14 protein-coding genes are annotated in these 19,759 nt (G+C 70.0%); 10 read left to right on the top strand and 4 right to left on the bottom strand.

Going from position 1 to position 19,759, the window contains the following annotated elements:
- Nucleotide 1 precedes the first annotated feature (1 nt).
- From IG62_RS0100065 to IG62_RS0100030, 8 genes are read left to right on the top strand one after another with little or no spacing between them, the layout of a single operon-like run.
- A complete protein-coding gene (locus IG62_RS0100065; protein WP_030795958.1) occupies nt 2–3,250 on the top strand; it encodes a hypothetical protein in 3,249 nt (1,082 codons plus the stop codon).
- The gene (locus IG62_RS45920; RefSeq protein WP_030795956.1) at nt 3,250–4,641 is read left to right on the top strand and encodes a hypothetical protein; all 1,392 of its coding nucleotides are present in this window, start codon (nt 3,250–3,252) and stop codon (nt 4,639–4,641) included. Before IG62_RS0100065 ends, IG62_RS45920 begins: the two co-directional genes overlap by 1 nt.
- Nucleotides 4,638–5,132, top strand: a complete 495-nt coding sequence (locus IG62_RS0100055; RefSeq protein ID WP_051797311.1) for a hypothetical protein — start codon at nt 4,638–4,640, stop codon at nt 5,130–5,132. The genes IG62_RS45920 and IG62_RS0100055 overlap by 4 nt, the downstream gene beginning before the upstream one ends.
- Nucleotides 5,129–5,683: a hypothetical protein gene (locus IG62_RS0100050; RefSeq protein ID WP_030795952.1), complete on the top strand. Its 555-nt coding sequence runs from the start codon at nt 5,129–5,131 to the stop codon at nt 5,681–5,683. Before IG62_RS0100055 ends, IG62_RS0100050 begins: the two co-directional genes overlap by 4 nt.
- A complete protein-coding gene (locus tag IG62_RS0100045; protein ID WP_030795950.1) occupies nt 5,667–7,601 on the top strand; it encodes a hypothetical protein in 1,935 nt (644 codons plus the stop codon). Before IG62_RS0100050 ends, IG62_RS0100045 begins: the two co-directional genes overlap by 17 nt.
- Entirely contained in the window at nt 7,601–8,074 is a 474-nt protein-coding gene (locus tag IG62_RS0100040; protein ID WP_030795948.1) for a hypothetical protein, read from the top strand. Before IG62_RS0100045 ends, IG62_RS0100040 begins: the two co-directional genes overlap by 1 nt.
- The gene (locus tag IG62_RS0100035; RefSeq protein ID WP_030795946.1) at nt 8,067–9,488 is read left to right on the top strand and encodes a baseplate J/gp47 family protein; all 1,422 of its coding nucleotides are present in this window, start codon (nt 8,067–8,069) and stop codon (nt 9,486–9,488) included. Before IG62_RS0100040 ends, IG62_RS0100035 begins: the two co-directional genes overlap by 8 nt.
- A 40-nt stretch (nt 9,489–9,528) precedes the next feature.
- Nucleotides 9,529–11,880, top strand: a complete 2,352-nt coding sequence (locus IG62_RS0100030; RefSeq protein WP_030795944.1) for a hypothetical protein — start codon at nt 9,529–9,531, stop codon at nt 11,878–11,880.
- Between the two features lie 7 nt (nt 11,881–11,887).
- Here the strand turns inward: IG62_RS0100030 and IG62_RS0100025 are convergent, their stop codons facing one another.
- Nucleotides 11,888–12,502 (bottom strand): hypothetical protein, encoded by a 615-nt coding sequence (locus IG62_RS0100025; protein WP_030795941.1) that lies wholly within the window; start codon nt 12,500–12,502, stop codon nt 11,888–11,890.
- A gap of 294 nt (nt 12,503–12,796) precedes the next feature.
- On the opposite strand from IG62_RS0100025, the gene IG62_RS0100020 reads away from it, so the two are divergent.
- A complete protein-coding gene (locus IG62_RS0100020; protein WP_158794931.1) occupies nt 12,797–13,066 on the top strand; it encodes a hypothetical protein in 270 nt (89 codons plus the stop codon).
- 146 nt (nt 13,067–13,212) lie between these two features.
- Here IG62_RS0100020 and IG62_RS49985 read toward each other — a convergent pair whose 3' ends face one another.
- Nucleotides 13,213–13,473, bottom strand: coding sequence for a biotin/lipoyl-binding protein (locus IG62_RS49985; RefSeq protein ID WP_107052871.1), 261 nt, complete (start codon nt 13,471–13,473; stop codon nt 13,213–13,215).
- Here IG62_RS49985 and IG62_RS46930 point away from each other — a divergent pair.
- Nucleotides 13,416–13,622, top strand: a complete 207-nt coding sequence (locus IG62_RS46930) for a hypothetical protein (protein ID WP_030795937.1) — start codon at nt 13,416–13,418, stop codon at nt 13,620–13,622. The two genes, IG62_RS49985 and IG62_RS46930, sit on opposite strands and share 58 nt — an antisense overlap.
- 701 nt (nt 13,623–14,323) lie before the next feature.
- On the opposite strand, the gene IG62_RS0100010 is transcribed toward IG62_RS46930, so the two are convergent.
- Both IG62_RS0100010 and IG62_RS0100005 read right to left on the bottom strand, forming a co-directional pair.
- A complete protein-coding gene (locus IG62_RS0100010; protein WP_030795935.1) occupies nt 14,324–15,700 on the bottom strand; it encodes an IS1380 family transposase in 1,377 nt (458 codons plus the stop codon).
- An 834-nt stretch (nt 15,701–16,534) separates the two neighbouring features.
- Entirely contained in the window at nt 16,535–19,471 is a 2,937-nt protein-coding gene (locus tag IG62_RS0100005) for a protein NO VEIN domain-containing protein (protein ID WP_051797309.1), read from the bottom strand.
- Nucleotides 19,472–19,759: the final 288 nt, after the last annotated feature.

Raw genomic sequence — 19,759 nt, 5'->3', positions numbered from 1 at the left:
CATGCCCCTGCATGTGCACCTCCCCCTCCAGGTGCGCCTGGTGGAGCCGATCACGGCGCGTGAACTCGCGCTGCTGGAGCAGGCGGTCGGTGATGCCTGCCGTACCGCCCTGCTCACCGTGCGCCACGAGGTCGTCGACGTGCGCGGGGACGGGCGCCGTATCGTGGTCGACCGTCCGGACCCGGTGTTCACCGGCTCCATCCCGGCCGAGGGCGTACGGGAGGCAGCCGCGGCGGCCGTGACACGCGGGCTGACGCGGGCCATCTCCTCCTCGGGCCTACTCCAGCGCAAGGGCATGCCGCAGGTGCGCACCGAGCACCGGTCGGACGAGAGCCTCGACGCCTCACGGGTGCGCGAGCACGAGGGCGGCAGCACGTACCGGATCCCGTCCTACGACCACGGGGGCGAGGAGGCGGCGGTCCCGCTCCTGGACGACCGCAGGGCGGGCAAACCGGCCTCGTACTGGCGGCCCGCCGCCGGCCAGTCGCTGACGTTGGCCAGGGCACTGACCGTGGCGTGGGATGCGCATGTCGCCCGGAACGGCGCGAAGTGGGACCCCGCCAGCTGTGGCTATCCCGGGTACGCGGGGCTCGTGTCCGTCAAGGGCGGGCCGGCCGAGGCCACTTTGGTGTGGATCAGCCAGGTCGACAGGATCCAGCCGGACGGGCGGATCCTCGAAGGCGAATACGATCCGCAGTACCACCCGTTCGAACTGCTGAAGTGGCAGAAGACCGGCGGCCGCGCCGAATTCCACCGCGACACGCTCACCGGTGATCTGGGTGCCTACCAGGAGCTGGTGCGCACCGACCGGCCCGCCACCGTCGACGAACTGGAGAAGATGACGGAGGAGCTGCTGGACGAGCGCCACGAACCGGCCTCCCATCCGTTGCGTGACCCGGTCGCCAGGCGCCGCTATGCCGAACGGCTGCTCTCCGGCGCGCAGGGGCCCCGTGTCATCTGCCGGGTGACGGGCGATCAGCAGCTGTTCGCGACGATGAGGAGCAACATCCAGTCGCCCATCCGCTTCGTGACCGCTCTGCCGCCGGGCCCGCCCGAGCCCAAGGCCAAAACCGGACCTGGCCAAGCCGCACCGCCCGCGAAGCGTCCTGCGAAGCCCGCCCCCAGGCCCGGAGTGAAACCCGGATCGAAACCCGCCCCGCCCAAGGCCCCGAAAAAGCCCCCCGGCGCCAAGGGCACCGCGGCCGGAACGGACGCCGCGTCCCGCCCCGGTGCAGGGGACGACGAGTCCGTGCGCGGCACGCCCGGGCGCCCCCAGGGCAAGGGGCGGGGAAACATCTGGCCTTTGACCGGCATCAAGGGCGAGGAACTCACGTGTTCCCCCTACGCCGGCGAGCCCTCCCTGCTCAGGCTCCCCTACGGCGTAGCCCGCCTGAAGGAGGGCATGCTCCGCATCGCGCGCCTGCTCGACGTCCCCGACAACTGCACCTACGCGGGGATGTTCACCGTGAACTGCGCCCGTCTGATCGCCACGCGCGCCCACGGCGTCGGCCTGGCCACGCTCAAGAGCGACGTCACCAGCGAGGTGACCGTGCGCGGCGACGGAAAGGGCAACAACGGCTTCCTCGACCTGCGCCCCGGCCAGGCCCCCGAGCTGCAGTTCATGCGCATGCTCGGTGAGGTCGCCGGTCTGGTCCGTGAGCTCGCCAACGACGTGGCGGCGATGTACGAGCATCCGGCCAACGCCGCCCTGGTCAGACCGTACGCCGGCCAGGCCGGAGCACAGGCGGCTTCCTGGGGGCTCCAGTTCCTCAAGGACGTCCGTGAGCACCTGACGACCGGCTGCATGTACATGTACGCCGAGACGTGCCGGGTCCTTCTGCTCCAGCAACTGCGGTCCTCGCGTGCGGCGATCGAGGAGCGTCGCGGGGGCCACAAGGAGGAGACGCTCCAGCACTTCACTCAGGCCCTGGACGTGCTCGGCGGCAGCGTCGTCAAGCTGCTCGTGCTGCGCAGGGCCGTACGTCATGCCGAACGCACCGGCGTGACGGGGACCGTGCGCCAGGTGCTGTCCGCACGCGAGACCAAGTACCGCGCGGGCTATCACGAGTCCCACTACGAGGCCCCCGCACCCATCGCGGCCGTGGACGCGCAGACCCTGAGCCAGCTCGAAGGCTCCCGCATCGAGCGCGAGGCGACCGCCTACGTGGCCGTGCACGGCGGACGGTCGTGGACGGTCGGCCAGCTGGAGGAGGGCATCAACGCCCGCCGCGCCCTGGTCAACCAGGTCGACCCGATCTTCTTCCAGGTCGAGGACATCGAGGAACTGCTCCGGTCGGCCCACGCCGACCCCTCGCACGTGTGGACCTATCTCACGGCTCTGCTCGGTCGGATGGCCACGGCCAACGAGGAGATGACCCGCAAGACGCGGGAGGAGGAAGGAGGGGCGTTCTTCGCACTGGAGACCTCGCACTGGATCGCGAAGGAGGGGGGCAAGGACCACCGCGGGATCCAGTACACCCTCAAGGGCATCCACGGGATGGCCGACGAGGAGCTCAGGCCGTATGTGGGAGGCCTTCCCGAGTACGCCCTCGGGGTGAATCTGGCGATCGGCAGGAAGGCGCACCTCGACACCGTCCTCAAAGTGGCGGGCACCGTGGGGATCGTCGTGCTCGCCCTGCTGTGCGCTCCGCTGGGCGCGACGGTGGCGGGGTTGATCTCCGGCGCGGCCAGTGTGGCGCTGGCCTACCGCGACTACCAAGAGGCGGAAGAACAAAAACAGCTGTACCGCTCCTTGGAAGACCCCGAAGCGCTCCTGCGGTGGCAGGAGGTCGAGACGGCTCAGCTCATGGCCGCCATCGGGCTCGCTTTCGCGGTCTTCGACCTTGGGCACACGGCGATGAGCGCCAAGATCGTCGGCCGGGCGGCACAGACGGTGAAGGCGGCCCGTCAGGCGGCCCACGCCGCAGAGCGCACCGTGGCCAAGCAGGTGTGGCACAACATCGTGGCGAACACCACCGAGGAACTTCTGAAGCACGCCCTGGCGCAGGCCGTCACCCAGATCGTGATCACGGAGGTGATGGACACGATCACGGCCAAGGTGCTCGGACCCGTGATCATGGAATGGAGCCGGGAACAGGGCCTGCTGCACGGCACCTTGGACACGGCCGAGGAACCGGCTCCGGCCGGCGGCCCCGCTTCCCAGCCCGCAGCCGGACCCACCCCAGCCCCCGCCAACACTACGGCCCCGCCACCGCCACCGCCACCCCCGCACAAGGAGGGCAAGGACTGATGGCCGTCACAGCAGACCGCGCGGCAGCCCTCCAGGGTCTGCGTGCATGGAGCCGCAAGGACCGCTCCGTAAGCGCGATCACAAAGGTCCTCAAGCAGGTCTACGGAGACGTGAAGGGGGCCAAGGCCGCCGACGCACTCGTCGAGTGGCTGCTGCTACGAGCGCTCGGCGTTCACGAGAACCGGCTGCACGCGTCCCGCGACCGACTCCAGGAACTGCTGGTCCGCCTCCTCGAAGACCGCGACGTACTGCGCACCAAGGGCACGGCCACCCGTGCCGCGCGCAGCCCGGCCGCGCAGGCGGCCGACATGCGCGCCCTGGTCGAGGAATTCGAGAACCTCAGGACGTTCCAGCAGACCGTGCGGGAAGCGATCGGCGGCGGCGAGCACGACTGGCACACCGCGCTGCGCAACCATATGGAGACGCAGCTGGGGCTGACGCGTTCCTATACACCCGTGCTCCCCCCGAAAGCGGCGGAGATCGCGCGGCTGCTCCCCCTGGTCAGCCCTCCGCGACTGGCCCCCGGAACACATCCCGCGATCGAAGGCGCCGCACGCTCCCTGCTGCAGGCCATGGAGAACCACCCGCCGCGCCCGGTACGGCCGGTGCCCAAGGGGCGCAAGGGGCCCTACGAGTCCTACAGCGCCAGGCAGTACGCAGGAGCCCAGTCCAAGCGGGTGAATGACGCGGCGAGGACCCTGGTGGCCCTGTTCCGGGGCAGAGGCGGTAACGCCGTCACCGAGGCCGTCAAGGCCATCATCGGCGGGTCGGGCGACCTCGCCGAACGCAACCGGATGGTCATCGCCGTGCTGGTCGCACACAAACGCATCGTTCCGGGCAAGGCCGTCCCCAAGGGCGGCCCGCAGGTCAAGGCCGGTGCCTTCCAGCAGAGGTGGACCGGGTCCTCCTTCGAGTGGACAGGCCGGCTGCGGCAGCCCATCCGCGGCTTCACCACGATCGGGATCGACGGCATCGTGGAGGGCTGGGTGCTCGACGCCAAGTACTCGGAGGCGCCGCTGGCCGAGTCCGGCCACATCAAGGGCCGCGTGATTCCACCGAAGAAGGGCAAGGTATCCGACGAGATCCAGCGCGGCCTCCCCCGCCGCGACCGCCCGTGGGAGGTCGACGAGACACCTGATGTCGCCACGCAGATGAAGCCCTCTCCCCCGGTCTCAGCCCGGGAACAGATCGCCGTGTACGAGGAGAAGACAGGCATTACCGTCGAAACCGAGCTGGAACGCCAACTGGCCTTTGCCCACGAGAACGGGCTCCGCGGGGTCCACTGGGTGACCAACTCCCCCGAACTGGCGGCCGCCTTCGAGGAGATCCTGGGCCCCAAGCTGCGCAAGCCCGGCGTGGAGCTGCAGTTCAAGGTGGTGAGCGAACGGTGACGTCCGCGTCCAAGCTCGACGAGTTCCAGCGGCTGCCCTCGGCGATCCTCACCGACGGTCTGCTGGTCGTCCCACTGTTCGCCGTGCAGCAGCTCACGTACACCGAGCGCTACACGATGCCCCCCATCGGCACCCCCTCCTTCCGGGCCGCGGTCGGCAGCGCGGACGAGAGCGCCAACCTGTCAGCCCTGCTGATCGGCCCGCAGCGCCACGCGTGGAAGCAGGGGCTGGAGCTGATGGCCGACTTCGCCAAACGCGGCGGCGCGATCGGCCGCTTCACCGGTGGCAAGGTCTCCGGGCTGATCCTCGCCACACGGATGTCCGTCCGCATGAACATGCATGTGACGGAGCTGCAGTTCATGGCGTCCACCCAGCGCATCGACACCATTCAGGTCACCATCGGGCTCCAGCATGTGGCGCCTCCCGGACCCGTCGACCTGCTCGTCGACGCAGGCATGCTGGTCGCCTCCACCGCGACGGAGTTCCTGTGACGAGCGTCCTGCCGGCCGGCTACAGCCCGCTGCCGTTCAACCCCGCCCGCGGTCTGCCGCAGCAGGTTCGGGTGTCGGCGAACGGCCGCCTGCTCGCCGTCACCCTCGTCGCGATGACCGGCGACATCGTCGGGACACTGGCGCTGGACCGCACCCGGCCGGTGGTGGACGGCATGGAGGAACAGGCTCCGCGCGGCGCCTCCGGCAAGGACCCAGAACAGGACGGTGTCCGCGTCGGCCTGACCGCACAGCCACCGGACGCCCTCAGTTCCGCCGCGGTGCGCCCGTACCTAGTCGTGGTGGACGGAGGCCGGGTGATCGGATCGGCCCCCGTGGTCGTCGGCCTGCCCATGGCGTTCGGGACTTCGCAGGCCACCGGTCTCGTGGTGGAGGTCCTGGTCACCGAACTCTGCCTCGCGGCGGGCGCGTTGGTGGAGCCGGGGGACGTCGGCAGCCGCATCGTCGCGGGCTTCAGGGAAGCCGGGGCGGGCGGCCCGCCGCTGCGCTCCGCCGTGCCGCTGGAAGGGAATGTCCATGACCTCCTTGTCTGATCCCACGACCGAAGCGGTGGTCGGATTCCAGGCTGGCTGGGCGCTGGTGTTCCGCAAGGACGACGGCAAGGGCTTCCCCGACACGAAGTCCGAGCCGCTGCGCCTGACGCACACCGACTATCCGGCGGAGATCAGGGTCGACGCGGACAACAATCTGCGCGGCGCGACCTTCGCCGTCACCGTGGACGGGATGCGCGACGACGACTACGACACCATCGCGGCCGGCCTGTATGTACACCTGGAGATCCGGCTCGGCTGGTGGGATCTCAAGCGCGGGTTCGTCACCTCGGCCCTCGCCGCCATCGGGGCCCCGCTGCCGGGAGGCACCGGGGAGGACGACGGCTTCAGCCAGGTACTGGAAGGCCGTGTGCTCGCCGTCGAGCGCTCCCGTGCGGAGTTCACCTATCGTGCCCGGTTCGAGGGCATCGACGCGGCGTACTTCCGCATGCAGTGCCGTCACCCGCAGCTCGACACGAAGGTGCCGCACACGACCGTCGTCGACTACGCACGCGAGCTGTGCCAGCGGGACGCCAAGGTGGGCGTGCCGGTCCTGGGCGAGGCGCCGGACATCCCGGTCGACGGCCCCCTGGACGTCTGCGCCGACGGCTCCGTCGTACAGGCGCTCAAAGACCTCGCGCGTCTCGCCCACGACGGCGACGCCCGGGCCGAGGTGCCGATGTTCCTGCGCGCGGGGCGGCTTCACGTGGGGCGCTGGACGAAGCCGGTGGGCGGCGGGGACACCTGGGAACTGACCCCCGCCACAGGCCTCGTGGAGAGCAGACCGGTGGTGGAGCGCGACCCGGACGCCGTATCGCTCGGGTCCCCGTTCGACGCGCCGGAGGTGCGCCGGTTCGATCTCACCCTGCTCGGCCGCCCGGACATCGGCGTCGGCGACATGGTGAAAGCGGACCTGCCCGTCCCGTCCCCGGCGAGCATGACCGGTACGCTCGCCCACTCGGCCATCGGTCCGCTCGGCGACGCCGTCAGCGGTGCCGCCCGCGGGCTGCGCGGCGCCGGGCCCTTCCAAAACGCCGAGGAGTACGGCGTCGTCGGCGTCCACCACCTGCTCAGCGCCGCCGAGGGCTTTGTCACCAGGCTCACCGTGGAACGCCGCACCGGCGACGAGCGGCAGGCCGTGGGTCCGAGGTCGGGCAGTTGCGACGAGGCCGCCAAGTTCGCGGCGAGCCTGGCCGAGCAGCGCCGCCGTACCGCCCTGGACCGCCGCACGCACGAGGTGGGGCTCGTCCGCAGGCAGGACGTCGCCCAGACGTTTCGCGACGGGCACGACGTGGCTGCCCAGACGCTTTCCATCGACGAGGGGCTGGCCGACACGCCGTCACCGAATGTGCCCGGCAAGGCCGATCCGGCGAAGACGCCCACCCAGCTGGTCGGCAAGCCGTATCTCACCCCGTACGCCTTCGGCGGGACGGGCCTGGTGGTGCCGCACTACCCCGGCATGCGCGTGGTCAGCCTCCACTACCGCGAGGAAGCGCAGAACGCCGTCGCCGCCGGAGCACTGTGGGAGAACGGAAAGGCTCCCAAATCCCAACTGGGCGACTGGTGGCTGAGCCTGCCGACGAATCTGACCGGCACCGGCATCGAAAGCGGCTCGGCCGGCGATCCGGCCACCGCACCACAGCCCCGCGACGAGGCCAGTCACGACCTCGTCAGCGGACAGGGCAACCGCGTGATCGAGGTGCGTGGCCTGCGGATCAGCGTCGGCAAGGCGCTGATGACGAAGGTCGGCAAGCGCCCCGCCGACGCCGCCTCCGACCAGGTGGTCATCGAACACGCCGCCGCGAAGGCCAGGATCGCCATCGACTCCTCCGGCAACATCGAGATCAGCACCGACGCCGATCTCACCCTGGCCGCCAACAAGATCACGCTCCGTACGAAGAGCACCGTGGAGGTGGTCTGATGCCGCCCGGCCCCGTGCCCACCGGCGACGGGGGTGCCGACGTCGAGCGCCGCTGGCTCGGACACGGCATCGCCCTCACCCCGACCAGCCCCGACGGCATCGGCCACGATCTCGCCTTCACCGACGGCCCCGGCGGCCGGGACCTCGCGCGCGTCGAGGGCGGCGAGAACCTGGCCCAGGACCTGGCCGTCGCCCTGCTCACCGCTCTCGGCACCGACCCCTTCCACCTGCGGTTCGGCTTCGACGGGCTCCAAGTGCTCACGCAGGCGCTCACCCCGCCCCTGATCCTGGAGATGCTGCGGCTGTCGGTGCTTCGTACCGTCTCCGTGGACTCGCGGGTGGCAGAGGTGCTCGACCTCACCCTCACCGAGACCGTCCCCGGCAGCCGGCGTTGGCAGGTGAACGTCGTCCTGCGCACGGTGCTCGGCGACGTTCTTCAGAGCACGATCGGAGAGGTCGCGGCCGATGGCTGAGGACAATCAGGCAACAGACCTGGAGGAACTGGCGCGCGTCAGCGGCTCCGGCAAGCCCTTCGGCATCACCCCCGAGGGCTTCGTCCCCAAACCGCTGGCCAGGCTGCTGGACGAGAAGAAGGCCGCAGCGCAGGTGCTGTTCGGCCCGGACGTGGACCTGACGGCCGGCAGCACCCTGCGCAAGGTCCTGGAGATCATCGCGCTGGAGGAGGCCCGTGCCTGGGTCCATCTGGGACTGTCCTACGAGGACACCCGGGTGAGCACGGCGGTCGGCGACGCCCTCTCCCGCCTCGGTGCCGAGCTGGGCTTGCCCCGCCCCCATCACCGCGCCACCGGGAAGGTCACCCTCAAGCTCATGGGCGAACTGCCTCCTGACGTCCCCGAGGTGGCGTTCGCGCGCGGCACCCGGCTGCTGACCTCGGGCGGCCAGGACTACTTCATCGACGAATCCGCCACCCTCACCAGCAGCGCCCGTCAGGTCACCGTCGCTGTGAAGGCCTTCGCTCCGGGCCCGGAGTCCAACGCCGACCCGCACGCCGTGGACGCGAACGGCACCACCCCGGGCAGGATCAGCCGCTTCAACCCGGCCGATCCCCGCACGGACGCGGTGCGCCGGCTCGGTCCGGAGGTCGTGACCATCGAGCACACCACGGCGACGGGCGGCGGCGAGATGTACTGGAGCGACTCCCGCTACCGGGATCTCCTGCTCGCCTATCCGCGCAACGTCTGGTCGCCCGAGACCATGCGGATCACCGCCGCGCTGGTCCCCGGTGTACGCCAGGTGCTGGTGAAGGACCTGTTCGGCGGTCTCGACATCAATCAGCCGATCTTCGGCAGCTTCTCCTTCCTCGAGCGCCTGTTCTCGCAGGAACGCAGCCTGGGCAACCCGTACTTCTTCACCGTGCTCGTCGCACCGGACGAGGGCGCGATCTGGGACGGACCCGGCCAGTTGCGCGACCGGGTCGCGGCAGCCCTCGATCAGGTGCGGCCCGTCGGCATCGCGCCGAAGATCGAGCAGGCACAGCAGGTCAGCGTAGGCCTGACCTGCAAAATCTCGGTGGACGGCCTGCCCGTTCCGGTCGGTCTGCCCGAGGCCGTCAAGGTCTCCCCCGAGGCCATCGCCCTCAAGAGCCGCATCCTGGACCGGGTACGGCGCCGCGTGCAGGCGCTGGGGATCGGCGAGCCCGTCCGCTACAGCGAAGTGCTCTGGGCGGTCATGGAGGAGCCCGGCGTGGTCGACGCCCGCGACCTGATGCTGAGCCGGTTTCCCCCGCAGCTGCCGTCCGTGCCGCTCGAAGGGCCGGGCGAGGTACCCCAGAGCGCTCAGGTGCTGGAACCACTCCAGGACGTCCAGATCAGCCCCACGGAGATCGCCATGCTCGTCGACTCCCTGCAAAACATCGTCATCGTGTGAGGTTGGCCTTGAAGGCATCGACACCGGCTCGGGAGCTGCGATGACCGCGCTCGCCCCGGACAGCCGCCCGTTGAGCACATCCGGTCTGGAGACCGCGCTCGCCGCGCTGCCCCCCGTGTACGCGGCCGCGGCCCGGCGACGTACCGTGCCCCTGTCCCAGGGCGCGTTCACCGTCAACGGGCCGTTCCACGAACCGGTCCTGCTGGTCAGGCTGCGCCGGCCACTGGCCGACCAGGCCGTGGTCGTACGATGCGCAGGCGACGGGGAGCGGGAACTGCCACCCGTGGTCTACGCGCCCTTCTCCGGTGCGGGCACGCTCCTCCCGGCCTTCCTCCCGCCGCCCCCGACCGCCGGCGAGGGCCCCGCGGAGGGGTCCGGCAACTCGCTGAGGATCACGGCGCGGGTGCATGTCGTCCCCGCTCCCGACTGTCACGCCCCGGTCCTGCCGGAACAGGTACTGGGCCCCGCGCTGGCGGAGGACGAGGCCGGGGCGCTCGTGGAGGGCGTACTGCTCGAAGGTCTCCTCGCCCGCCTCGCCTACCTCGCCACGATGGAGAAGCAGCGCATCATCCGTCAGGTGCGGGAGATCTCGGCCTGCCGGCACGTCGAACTCGCCTTCTCCTCGGCCCTGGACTCGCTCGGCCGGGATCTCGGCGTCCGCCGACTGCCCGACGAGGACGACGCCCGCTACCGCGCCCGGCTGATGATGTTCACTTCATGGCGCCTTCCCACTCCGGCGGGTCTGGACGAGGCGCTGAACGGACCCGGCGCGGACGGCGCCCCGAACGCCGGTCTGCCCTCCCGCTTCGGCGTCTCCGCGAGATTCCGGCTCCAGGAGCGACAAAATCCACTGGCCCTGGCCACCCGGCTGGTGGACGTCGGAACCGAAGGAGCCGCCCGACGCGCCAGGTTCCACTCCGTCCTGCGCACCCTGTACCTGCTCGACCTCGACCAAGCCGTTCCCCCGCTGATGCCGGCCGAGCGCCACCAGCAGCTCGAAGACGTCCGGCAGGTGCTCACCTCCCAGGTGAGCAGGCCCGCGGGCCCGCCGACGGTTCGCCACCTTGCTCCCTCACTCGCCATCGCCCTCGCCCGCCTAGTCCGCCTGATGCGGGCACTTGGGGACACCGGCACCGTCACGCTGCGCCGGGCCCATGTCGAGGAACCCGACCCGCTGCACGAACTCGGCCTCGGAGCGACCCTCGACCAGTTCGGCAAGCAGCGGCTCACCGCGATGGCCGAGGCCGTCCCGCACCTGCAGGCCGGTACCGGGGACATGGCGGACCTGGCGCGCACGCTGGTCCCCCGTCCCTTCGCCGAGGACCCGGTGGGCACATGGCTGGTACAGCCGTGCGGCCTGCGCACCGTTCACCCGCTCTCCTCCAGCACGTTCTTCGTCTCCTGCCTGCCGATGTCCGGGCTGACGATCGACGGCCCGCCGACCATGGCACGGGGCGAGACCGCCGTCGTCCAGGCCCGCCACAACTCGGACACCTCCACGGGAGGACTGCACGTCCTGGCCGCCGAGGCGGTCCGCCTGGCGAAGGGCCGATTCGCCGAGGAGGGACTGGGAGCCGCCCCCGCGCCCCTGACCGGCGACGCTCTGGACACCCTGCTGCAGGACGTGGCCGGACGGCAGCCCACCCCACCACCGGCCCAGGTCAAGCCCCTCGTCGACGGGGACCTGCTGGCCAAAGACGGAGCAGGTTTCACCAAGGACGTGCGCGCCGTCGTCGTGATCGATCAGCTCGTGGCCTACCCCTTCACCGCCGCGCAGCTCACCGCGCTCGGCAGCGGGGAAACGCTGAAGAACGCCGTGGCAGCGCGCGTCGAGGCGCTGCTGAACAGCGGCTTCTACAGCGTGCAGGGCATCTGGGACACGACTGGCAACCGGCTGCTCGTGCTGGCATCAGTCAGTCTGCTGCCCGGCAGGCCACCCAAGCCCGGTGAGCGGCCCCCCGCGGAGTTCCGGTGGTTCACCACGGAGGTGCCCGAACCGTCCGCACCGAACTCCCTTCCGCTGACGCTCGTCAACTCAACCGGCGGCCGGATCAACGTCAACGCGGCCCGGGACGGCCTGGCCCTCATGGTCTGCCTGGGCCAGGCCCGCAGGGGTCTGGCGGACCCGTACGAGGTCCGGGTGGAGCTGCCCGAGGGTGCCGTCCTGGACGGGGACCAGTTCGGATACGTGATGAACGTGCTCGAAAGCCTCTGCCCCCTGGGCATCGAGATCAACACGACGGAACTGCGCCGCAACCACGTGCAGTTCGGCGACGACGGGGTGGCCCAGCCCTTCCTGGCGCGGGACGCCTCGCGTACGTACCACCGCTACCGGCGGCGGCGCACCGTGGACACGGACCAGGGCCCGGTGACGAAACCGCCGAGCCCCTGACGGGGGCTCAGCGTGTTTCCTTGTACGTCACCTGGAAGCCGGTGAGCACCATGGTGTCCTCCTTCGCGGCGCCGTCGGTGTGGGCGACGATGAAGTAGGACGCGCCGGCATCGATCACCGCGTCGGCCGGGGCGGGAGCCTTTTCGGGCGGGAACGCCTGGTCGGGCTGTGCGACGATCTGCACGATCTTCGTCTCAGCGCCCCCGGTCAGCTTGCGCCGCACCAGGTCGACCTTCAGCTTGCCCGTCCCGCTGCACCTGCCGAACGCCCGGAAACCTGTGATCGCACCACTGGCCGGCAGCGTGACGGGCACAGCGCCCTGGGCCTCGTCGGACTCGGGCGGCTTGCTCGCCTCGCCCGCGGTCGAGATATCCCACCCCGCCGGCCCGACCGCGCTCAGCACGGGCGCGATATTGACGCTGCGCACTACTTCCGCGGTCGCGGCGAGCGCGTCCAGCGCGGCGCTGACATCGGTGAAGCGCCTGCCGACCATGCCCAGGTCCGCTTCCAGGCGCTGGAAGCGGATGTTGAACCCGTTGTCACCGCCGGCGGCGACCCGGTCCACGGCGTCGACCCAGGGCGTGTGCTTGAACGTCGGCTCGAACGAGATACCAAAGGCCATAAGGTGCCTCCTCTGCCGCCAGGCACGACCGCAAGGCCGACCGGTCCATACACCGTGCCAACCTGATCACCATCGTGCCCCTGCCCACTACGCCTGTCCAACGGAGTCGACGAACCTTCCAAGCGGCAACAAGCGCACCCGCGAGCGGGAGATGGAGCGTGGTCCAGGACTGCACCGCACAGATGTCTTCGTGTCTTACCGCAATGCCCGGCTGACCGTTCATGCCCGACCTCGACCAGGGCCGCATCCGCCTCGTTGACCTGCGCGGCCAGCTGGAAGGTTCCCAGGTTGCTGATGACGATGAACCCGTCGGCGATCGTCGCGCCTTCCGCCGCACCCGACGCCGCCGTGTCCAATCCCGCACCCGTGCCTCCGGTCGAGCCCTTGCCGCCCGACGCCGACGCCGACGATGTAGTCGGGGCGGTCGAGCCCTGCCCCACCGACTGGCCGACCGCACCGTTGACCTGCACCACCGTGCCCGCCCGCGGAGCCTTCAGCTCCGTGTTACCCACCGCCTCCTCAGCAGCCGTCACCGCGGCCTTCGCCGAGGACCGCTGCGCCTGAGCCGTCGCGACCTGCGCCTGCGCGGACTCCACATCCGCCTGAGCCGAAGCGACCGAACCAGCGCCTCCCTGAGAAGGGCCCGAGCCCTGCTCCTCCGCTTCGGGCGCGGGAAGAGCTCTGCGCCTGTGCGAGACGCTCCTGCGCGGCTATGAGGTTCGACGTGGCCGCCGACAGCACACTCTCCGCCGCGCTCGCCTGCGCCTTGGCCGCAGTGAGCTGGGACAGGCTCGTCGTCGCGTCGATCGTCGCGGGACCTGACCGGCCTTCACCGTGTCACCGACCTTGACGCTGATCTTCGTCACCTTGCCCGACGCGCCGAAACTCAGCTCATCGGTCTGACGCCGGCACCATGCGCTCCACACTGCTCCGCGCCACCGCGACCGTACGCGCCGTGCTGCCCGCCGCATCGCTGTCCCCCACGAAGGCGTACGACAAGCCGCCCCCCGCCAGCAGTACGACCGCGCGGCTCCCGTTCATCAAGAACGTCCTGGGCTTGCGCGATCTCATGCATCTCAACCTGGGCGCACCACCTCAGCCACGGCTGCGAGGAACCTGAAAGCAAGCTGGGAGCAAAGCAATGCCCTGCTGCGCGCCAGTGGGCGGCAATCCGCCCGGCGCAAGCCGGAAGGCGGTCCGGCACGATGCTGACCGTTTGCTGACCTGGAGGCGGCGATCAGGGCTCTGACCTGTAGAAACACCCAAACGCTAGATCTTGGACTTGATCAAAGTTCGCAGCATTTTTAGCTCCTAAAAGACGACTCCCCGCCAGCTTTCTGCAGGTCAGGGGCGTCGTTCACTGTACATCGGCATGCCTTCGACTCGAAGACCCTCCACAACATCGTGCGCCGTGGCGAGCAGGCTTCTCACCTGCGCGATCTGCGCGAAACAAGCTGCCGCGAAGCCGTCGACCAGGAGCAGGTACGGAAAACTATCCCGGTGCAATGCTGATTGGATGCTGACTTAACTGATGACTCATCAGGTAAGTCAGAGGAATCCAGAGTACGGTGCTGCTGAGGTTGAACCCGTCGGTAGCAGGACTTGACGCTTGCTACCGCCGGGTTCAACGACTACCGGCAGCTCCTGGTATCACCGTTAGCCTCGATCTTTCGTGATGGTCCGCTGACGGAGTCGGCGGACCATTTCGCTTTCGGTGGCTGAGGGCGGGCAGGCCGACAGCCCGAGTGTCGCGTCGGGTGGGCGCCGGGTTCCACTGTTCCGGTCGTGGCGGTGCTCCTCGTAGGGGCTAAGAGTCGCTGGTCAGCCGGGCTTTGGTAGGAGAGCGAGACGTGCGAGAGCTGTGGTGATCTCGCCGGTCCACGGCCAGTGTCGGGCGAGGCGGAGGATGCGACGCCGGCCGGTCGTGACGAGCTGGGCGGCTGCGGAGAGGAGGCGGAGCCGAAGCCGGCGGGGTTCCCAGAGCCGAGCTTTCCCGGTCAGAGCGAGCATGGGCATCCAGGCCAGCAGGTCGAGCGCGAGCTGGACGATCTCCAGCCACACCTTGTTCTGGGCGGTGTCGTGCAGGGGCAGGTTGCGCAGACCGGTCGCGCGGGCAGCCCGGATCCGGTCTTCGGCCCGGGCCCGCAGCCGGTGACGGAGCTCGAGTTCGGCGATGGGACGGCCGGCGGTGTTGGTGGCGAAACAGGTGATCCGCATGCCGTCGGCGTCGGTGATCCTCAACTGGGCTCCGGGATGCGGACGTTCCTTGTGAACGATCAACCGCATCCCCTTCGGCCAGCCCTCGAGCACGTCGCCGGTGAGTTCGGCGACCCAGGCCCCGTCGCGGGCCTCGCCGTCCGACTCGACGGCCGGGGTCCATACCGATGCCGGGATCTTGAGGACGTGCTGGTGGATGGTTTCGTTGATCACCATGCCAACGGAGTAGGACAGCCAGCGCCCGCGCTGGGAAAGCCAGGAGACGAACTCGTGGGTGCCGCCTGCGGAGTCGCAGCGGATCAAGGTCTGCCGTCCGCGCCGGTAGTTCTTGGGCAGTTGAGCGAGGGCGAGACGGGCGGTTGTGATGTGGTCGGCGGCAGTGTTCGAGCCCGCGTTCCCGGGACGGAGCAGAGCGGCGACGGGTTCGCCGGTCCCGCCGGGCCCGTGGTCGACGAACCCCATCAGTGGGTGGTGTCCGTAGGTCTTCTTCCAGGTCGGGGTGGCATCCTGCTTGTCGGAGTGGGAGACGACCAGGACTCCGTCCAGGTCCACGATCACCTGCCCACTGGTGTCCGGTGCTCGCTTGCCGGCCAACGTCCAGGCGTGTTGACGCACTTCGGATCGCGCGGTGCGGATGGCGGTCAGTGCCTTCTCGCCCGCAGTGGCGAGGGTATCGATCAGGCGGGAGGCCGTCGGGTCGGAGGCGACCGGTCCGAACACGGCCGACTCGGCCCGCAGCATCGCGATGTCGGCGAGGCAGTCCCCGCCGAGCGCGACCGCCAGCGCGGCGTCCAGGACGATCTTGCCCGGGTCGTGGACCGCCCGCGGCTTCCGCCAGGGGGCGAGCGCTGCGGATATGGCCTGGTCAAGACCAGTCTTGCGGACAGTTTCGACCAGCAGGACCGAACCTGCCTGCGAGAGCACGGCTCGGCCGTCACTCTGGACAAGGACACGGGGGTAGGACCCTGTAGGATTCTTCACCTGGAAAGTGCCTCTCGACTCAGCGGGAACAAGGACCTAGATAATCCTCATTCTTGCTGGTCAGAGGCACTTTTCTCTTACCTGACCACCTGTCGGATAGCCCGCTTCATGAAAGCGCGAGGCTAAGACGGTGTCCTATGTGGCGAGGCGGAGCAGTCGCTTCTCCACAGCGCAGCGAACGACGTCTCCGTGCCCAGCCGCTCGGGTTCGTCTCCCACGGTAATCAGCAGCGTGACTGCCCTGTCCGGGCCGATGCCCACCGGTGCCAGTAGCTCTGGAGCATGGCGTTCGACGAGCCGGGCCAGGCATTGGTTTAGCTCGTCGATCTGCACGGGTGAGCTGTTCGATGCGCTCGGCGAGCATGCGCAACGTCATGTGAGCGGCATGGGCCACCGCGTCCTCGTCTCCCCCACCGTCGGGCGGGCTCAGATGCGCGCAGGTACGGAACAGCTCGACGTTGCCGAGGGTCGACAGCCGTTCCCACAGGGCGGGGTCGGCTATGACCAGGACGGCCTTGAGCTCGTTGATCGCCTGAGTGTCGGCCTTGACTGCGGAGTCCTTGGCGTATTGACGGGCAGGCGTCACGCAAGGAGGTGGTGCCCTAACCGGCTGCGGCAGCTGCGGCTCCTACTCCGTGATCAGCACCCCGATAGCCAACTCACCGGAAGAGGACTCCTGAACCTGCTTCGACTGCGGATCGACCCACGAAGGCGTCTGTACCTTCTGCGACCAGGCCGGCGCCCTCGTCCAGCGACTGCTACCAGATTCCTCTCGGCCAGTTCTGACCTTGACGTGCAACCCCGACTCAACTCGCGCTGGAGTTGAACGTCAGGGTCACAGCAGGTACGAGAACCGCAGTGCCCCGCCCTCCTCCCGGTAGCGGCCCCGGCCGCGCTTTCCGTAGGGGTTGGGGAGCATCTGGATGGCCATCTTGTGAGGGGTGAGGGCGTGTGTGACCACCAGGAGGCGCCAGCGGTCGTTGCCCGCGTGCTGGCGGGCCGCGCGGACCTCGCTCTCCCCCAGCTCGAAGCGGCCGCCTTCGCCCCCGGTCGCCTTCACCTCGTACAGGTAGGGCTGGCTGCCGGAGCCGACCCGGAAATCGAACCCGAGGCCGTCGTCGCCGGACGGGCCGGGGAAGGCTTTGCGGCGGTTGCCCGACACCCAGCATGTTTCGTCCATGTGGTCCGGGTAGCGCGCACACAGCCACTGGTATGCGTACCACTCACCCACGTACCCGATGGCCTCCCGCTGGGCCGTGGTCAGCCCGCTCTCCGTACCGCCCCCGTACCGCCACCCGCGGGTGCGACCGGTGGCCTGGGTGCGCCCGGTCTGGGGACGGGGGTCCGTGAAGCGGAGCGGCCCGGCGGCGGTGATGCCCGGCGCCGAGCCGCTCTGCAGGACCCGGTCGAGTTCGCGGGTGAGGGCGGTGAAGTCGCCTGAGTGCACGTCGAAGTCGCGGCCGCCGACGGAGATCGACCGCCGTTTGCGCTCCCGTTCGCGGCGCTCATGTTCCGCCGCGTTGCGCACACGGTCCAGGTCGGCCCCGGACAGCCCGTGCCGTTCGGGATCCGTCGCCACCGCCATCCCGTCGGGCCACTGGCCGAGGGCCGCTAGCCAGCCGACGACGTCGGTGGGGGACAAGTGTCGGAAGTCGAGCGCGCCCGCGGCCTCCAGCCGCGTGGTGACCTCCTCGGCGGGCTCGGCTGCGGTCAGGGCCGCGGGCAACGGGTGTCCGGCGGCCCTGACCAGGACCGCGAGTTCGGCGGCCAGGCCGGTGATCGTACGGAGGTTGGCGCCGCGTACCTGGTCGGGGGCGGGCAGGCGTTCGCCTGACCGGGGCAACGGCACCGGGCGGCCCATGCGCAGCGCCAGCTGCTCCTCCACGTGGGCCTCCAGGCTCCCCGTGTCGGCCGTGTCCATGGTGTACTCCCATGCCTCCGGCGCGGTGATCCAGTCCAGGGCTCGGACCGAGGGCCAGTCGGGCACCGGACGGCGTGCGTCGAAGTCCTCCAGCACTGCCCAGCGCAGCCGGTTGACGAGCTCCTTCTTGCGCAGGTCCAGGTAGGTGCGGAGTGCCTCCTCATGCTCGTCGGCGTGGCTGACCGGTTCCAGGGGCGGGCTCATCGTGCGCAGGGTGTCGTTCAGCTCGGCGAATCCGATGCCCAGGTCGCGCCGCAGTTCGTCCGTACCGCGGGCCGCGCGGGCTCTGGCGATGAACTCGGATACGAGGACCGGGAGCTCGGCGGCGTACTCCTCGAGGTGAGTCTGGAACTCCCGGGTGTCGCCCGGCGGCGGCAGGAACAGCGAGTTCGCCGTCTCCGTGCCGAGCAGGTGGACGAGGAAGGGCCGGCAGCGCTCCAGGACCACGCCGATGGCCCCGTCGATCCGGAGGCGTGTCTCCTCGACCTGGTGGACTGTGACTTCCAGGGCGTCGGCGAGCTCCTCCTGGCCCGGGTCGCGCAGGTCGGCGTGGCGGGAAGCGAGCTGGTGGGCGGCGAGGCGCAGCCGGTCGCCGAACTCCCGCCGTCCCAGCAGCTCGGCGACCGCCACCACGATGCGGGTGGTCTCGGGCCAGGCCGGCTCGCCTGCCGGGGCGAGGACGAGCGGATGCTTCGGATCGGGTATCGGCAGGACTCCGCCGAGGCGGCCCGGCAACGTCACGGGCCGGCCGTCGAGCTCGATGTCCCAGGAGCGGTAGCGGTGCAGACGTACGCTCCGGACCAGGGACGTCAGCTCGCTAAGCTCGGCCTCGCTCGCCCGGGGGCCGCGCGCCAGGTGGTCGGAGAGAACGCTTACGGCCAGCGTGAGCCAGGGCAGCTGCTGGACCAGTGGTTCTCCCATGGCCCCGGGGTTAACCCGTGTGCCGTCCACGGTCACCGTGAACATCAGGTCGTCGGTGTGTCGGACGGTGGTGGGGTGTTCGGCCGCCAGCAGCTCGGCGGCCTTCGCCGATACACCGGGCAGGGTGAGCAGGGGGCGCGCCATCTCCCGTATCAGCAGGGCCGTCAGGCTGTCGCGTTCACCGCTGATGTAGAGCACGGTCCCGGCATCACCATCGCCATCGCTCTCCCTGCCGTCCAGGGCGGACAGCGGTACGCTGATCAGCCGGTCCCCGGACTCAGCGAGCAGCCTGGCGCCCTTGGGCAGTGCGGGATGGGGCCGCCGTACGAGGTGCTTCCATGCGCGTTCGTTGGCGCGCTGCGCGGCGGGCCGGTCCTCTGCCCCCAGTGCCCCCTCCGCCGCGAGCCGTCCCAGCGCGGCGATGAGGCGGGCGCTGTCCCGGGGGTCGTCCCAGGTCGGCAGTTGCATCTCCCGACGGCGGTCGCCCGCCTTCCCGCGTTCCAGAAGGTGGCGCACCCGATGGTCGACGGTCGGCGCGTACGAGGGCTCCTCCTCCAGCCCAGGCGGGCAGTGCCAGGCGTCAGCCGGCCGGACGAACCGGACGGCCCGGTCGCGGCCCCGCACCGGGAGCCATGGCTGCTCCCGGACGAAGGCGCCGAGCGGGGTCGGGGCCCGTTCCCTGTCCGGGGAACTGTGGCTGCCGGCACTGGTCCAGACGCTGGCGAACCTCGCATCCTCCCAGCTGGCCAGGCCATGCAGGACAAGCCGTGCGTACGCCAGCCGGGCCTCCCGGCCAAGGCGTCCGACGACGTCCTGGCCGGGGAGCCGCCAGGCGGGGGTTCCCCGGTACGGCGTCCGGGGGTAGTAGACACCGGGCCAGTGGACGTACGGCTCCCACTGCTCCTGCACCTCGGCAGACACCTTCGCCATGCGGACCAAATGCCGAGGGCTGAGCTCCCGGCCTTGCTCTACCCAGCTCAAGGCGTCGGAGGACCTGACCGGGACCAGCCCGTCGGCCACCCCGGCCTCCAGCAGGAACGCACGCCACTCCTCGGTCTCGCCCCGCTTGGCAAACTTCTCGGGCGCGGCAAGGAGGCGTCCAGCGATCGCCTTGAGGCTCTTAGACGCCGTTTCTGATGGCGTGATCGCTCGTTGAGCTGCGCATGGCGGATCTGGTTGAGCGGTTGGTGCCGGACGAGTTGTGGGTGCTGTTCCGGC

Origin of the sequence: Streptomyces sp. NRRL S-337 (assembly GCF_000720175.1) — a bacterium.
In the GTDB taxonomy this organism is placed as follows: domain Bacteria; phylum Actinomycetota; class Actinomycetes; order Streptomycetales; family Streptomycetaceae; genus Streptomyces; species Streptomyces siderophoricus.
The sequence above is the reverse complement of the archived record's forward strand: the minus strand, read 5'-3'. Positions and strand labels throughout refer to the sequence as shown.

What these genes read in the sequence shown, in the direction of transcription:
- IG62_RS0100030 (WP_030795944.1), top strand. Translation starts at nt 9,529, where the DNA reads ATGACCGCGCTCGCCCCGGACAGCCGCCCGTTGAGCACATCCGGTCTG.
- IG62_RS0100025 (WP_030795941.1), bottom strand. Translation starts at nt 12,502, where the DNA reads ATGGCCTTTGGTATCTCGTTCGAGCCGACGTTCAAGCACACGCCCTGG.
- IG62_RS0100005 (WP_051797309.1), bottom strand. Translation starts at nt 19,471, where the DNA reads ATGGCGAAGGTGTCTGCCGAGGTGCAGGAGCAGTGGGAGCCGTACGTC.
- IG62_RS45920 (WP_030795956.1), top strand. Translation starts at nt 3,250, where the DNA reads ATGGCCGTCACAGCAGACCGCGCGGCAGCCCTCCAGGGTCTGCGTGCA.
- IG62_RS0100040 (WP_030795948.1), top strand. Translation starts at nt 7,601, where the DNA reads ATGCCGCCCGGCCCCGTGCCCACCGGCGACGGGGGTGCCGACGTCGAG.
- IG62_RS0100045 (WP_030795950.1), top strand. Translation starts at nt 5,667, where the DNA reads ATGACCTCCTTGTCTGATCCCACGACCGAAGCGGTGGTCGGATTCCAG.
- IG62_RS49985 (WP_107052871.1), bottom strand. Translation starts at nt 13,473, where the DNA reads ATGCGGCGGGCAGCACGGCGCGTACGGTCGCGGTGGCGCGGAGCAGTG.
- IG62_RS0100035 (WP_030795946.1), top strand. Translation starts at nt 8,067, where the DNA reads ATGGCTGAGGACAATCAGGCAACAGACCTGGAGGAACTGGCGCGCGTC.
- IG62_RS0100020 (WP_158794931.1), top strand. Translation starts at nt 12,797, where the DNA reads ATGACGATGAACCCGTCGGCGATCGTCGCGCCTTCCGCCGCACCCGAC.
- IG62_RS46930 (WP_030795937.1), top strand. Translation starts at nt 13,416, where the DNA reads ATGCGCTCCACACTGCTCCGCGCCACCGCGACCGTACGCGCCGTGCTG.
- IG62_RS0100065 (WP_030795958.1), top strand. Translation starts at nt 2, where the DNA reads ATGCCCCTGCATGTGCACCTCCCCCTCCAGGTGCGCCTGGTGGAGCCG.